4 protein-coding genes are annotated in these 2359 nt (G+C 65.4%); 2 read left to right on the forward strand and 2 right to left on the reverse strand.

Features of this window, described 5'->3' with window-relative positions; genetic code table 11:
• Nucleotides 1-313 (forward strand): enoyl-CoA hydratase-related protein (locus MOV75_RS34900; RefSeq protein ID WP_247007613.1); only part of this gene is annotated, 313 nt, incomplete at its 5' end.
• An 82-nt stretch (nucleotides 314-395) separates the two neighbouring features.
• Here MOV75_RS34900 and MOV75_RS34905 read toward each other — a convergent pair.
• Both MOV75_RS34905 and MOV75_RS34910 read right to left on the reverse strand, forming a co-directional pair.
• On the reverse strand, nucleotides 396-572 hold the full coding sequence (locus MOV75_RS34905) for a hypothetical protein (RefSeq protein WP_246922585.1): 177 nt from the start codon (nucleotides 570-572) through the stop codon (nucleotides 396-398).
• A 9-nt stretch (nucleotides 573-581) separates the two neighbouring features.
• A complete protein-coding gene (locus tag MOV75_RS34910; protein WP_094973683.1) occupies nucleotides 582-815 on the reverse strand; it encodes a hypothetical protein in 234 nt (77 codons plus the stop codon).
• Nucleotides 816-1021: 206 nt separating this feature from the next.
• On the opposite strand from MOV75_RS34910, the gene MOV75_RS34915 reads away from it, so the two are divergent.
• Nucleotides 1022-2359 (forward strand): PQQ-dependent sugar dehydrogenase (locus MOV75_RS34915; protein WP_247007615.1); only part of this gene is annotated, 1338 nt, incomplete at its 3' end.

Here is a 2359-nt window from a genome sequence, read left to right on the forward strand (position 1 = left end):
CGCGCTCGAGCTGATGCTGCTGAACGAGCCGCTGACGGCCGAGCGCGCCGAGGACATCGGCCTGGTGCGGCAGGTCGTCGACGATGCGAAGCTGATGTTTGAGGCGTTGACGCTGGCGCGCCGTCTCGCCGAGGGCCCGACGCGCGCTTTGGTGGCAACGCGCCTGCTGATAGAGGAGAGCGAGCATGCGACCTACGAGGCGCAATTCCGCCGCGAGATCGAGCTCCAGGCCGTGGTCCGCAAGACCGCGGATGCGATCGAAGGCCGCAACGCCTTCGTTGAGAAGCGCAAGGCGAAGTTTGCGGGACGGTGAAGGGCGGCGCCGTCTCCAAACGCATCATGGCCGGGACAAGCCCGGCCATGACGACGGATAGCAGAGATCCGAGGCGCTGCGCTCAGAGCGCGCGGTTCAGCCGGCTGGCCTGATATTTGGCGCGCCATTTTGGGCCAGGCCCGCGCATATAGTGAAGCTCGGGCCGGTAGGGGTCGCCTGCGACCCTGACCAGGGTCTGCCATTTGGCGGCGACGAAGTTCAGGGGCTGGCGGAAAAGGCTCAGTGAAGCGATCAGCATGGCATCACCTCAATGCGGCTTGCCGAGCATGGCGGTGAAGGGGAGATCGAAAATCTCTTCGCCGTCGTCGTCGCTGACATGGATCACCCAGTCGCGCCAGTCTTCGTTGCTCGGCGTCAGGATCATCGACCGCATGATCTGAGAGGCACGGTCGCGCGCCTCGGTGAGATTGGACACGGCGGCGCCGTAGCGGTCGATCAGGGTGCCCTCGGTGTTGGAGCAGTGAAAATAGACCTGGACCATATCCGCCTCCTGGTGGGAGCAACTGGGATGGCAAACCGATACCACCCGGAGCCTTCGCGAAACATTCGGGTCGAACCCGGTAAGGGAATTTACGGATATTGGTCGGCCCCAAGGTCGTTACAGGTTTAATCACAGGCGGGTGATGTTGAGCTGGACGGCGTTGTCCCGGCATGGAACATCTTTTCGCGGGAAGTCCGGGGGCCGCCGTGAGCTATTTCACATCTGAGCGCGAACGCCGAAGGCCGCGCGCATGTGCGGGGGCCTTGGCGTGGGTCCTGGCGTGGGTCCTGGCGTCGGTCTTGGCGTGGGTTTTGCCGGTCCTGCTTGGGCTCATCTCGGTGGCGTCATCGGAGCCGCTCCGCCGCAGCGGCTATGCGATCGGCGCGGAGACCTGCGGCAACGGTGATCTCGCTTTTCCCAAGATCCAGATCGACATGAAGGCTGGATTTTGCGTCGGGCTCGTCGCCAGCGAAGCGGACGGCCTCAAGTTTCCACGCGCGATCGTCCAGGTGCCGGGCCGCGACCTGTTCGTGGTGGCCGACATGGGCGGCTGGGGCCACACCGACGGACGGCTGCTGCTGCTCGATCCGCGGGCGCCCCAGGGCGGGCGGTTCAAGGAGCTTCTCGCGGGAATCGAATATCCGTTCGGCCTTGCGGTCGGTCCGGACGGAAGGCTCTACGCCTCGACCGCCGAGACGATCTTCCGCTTCGATCCGCTCGCCGACAATCCGCGCGGCACCGTCGAGACCATCATCCGTCACATGCCCGGGCGCCGGATCGCGCTGCCCGACGGCTCCCGGATCGAGGAGAGCGCGCATCCGCTCAAGCAGTTCGTCTTCGACAGGAACGGGCAGCTATTCGTCAATGTCGGCTCGCACAGCGACGACTGCATCACGCCGGCGCCGATCACGAAGCCCTGCGCGGCGGCCGAGGGCGCTTCCGCCATGGCATCGATCTGGCTGTTCGCGCCGCCTGCGAGCGGCGTCTTTCCGGCGCTGAAGCCCGGCGATGCCGATCCGCCGCACACCGTCTATGCGCGCGGCTTGCGCAACTCGATGGCGCTGGCGCTGCATCCGAATTTTCCCGATGCCGGCTACGCTTTCCTGCAGGCCGAGAACAGCCGCGACCTGCCTGATATTTTCAAGCCGAACGAGGAGATCAACGCGATCGAGCAGGGCAGGCATTACGGCTGGCCCTATTGCTACGATTTGTCGACGCCGAGCCCCGAATTCAGGAGCGTGCTGCAATCCGGTGCCTACAAATCGTTTTGCACGGCAGGCGCGCTCTACAAGCCGCCGCTCTCGCTGCTGCCGCCGCACGGTGCGCCGCTTGGGATGCTCTATTATCACGGTGGCAAATTCCCGGAGCTGGAGGGCAAGCTGCTGGTCGGCCTGCACGGCTATCGTCCGACCGGAAGCCGCCTGCTGGTCTACGACGTCGATGACCACGGCTTCCCCAGGCCTGTCACGGCGCCGGTGCGCTACCACGTCAGCTGCGCGGCTGAGCCGACGCGCAGCTTTCAGACCGACGCCGGCGAGGTGGCT

The organism is Bradyrhizobium sp. PRIMUS42 (assembly GCF_023006515.1).
Lineage (GTDB): Bacteria > Pseudomonadota > Alphaproteobacteria > Rhizobiales > Xanthobacteraceae > Bradyrhizobium.

Coding starts and splice junctions, on each gene's coding strand:
- MOV75_RS34905 (WP_246922585.1), bottom strand. CDS start 572: ATGCTGATCGCTTCACTGAGCCTTTTCCGCCAGCCCCTGAACTTCGTC.
- MOV75_RS34910 (WP_094973683.1), bottom strand. CDS start 815: ATGGTCCAGGTCTATTTTCACTGCTCCAACACCGAGGGCACCCTGATC.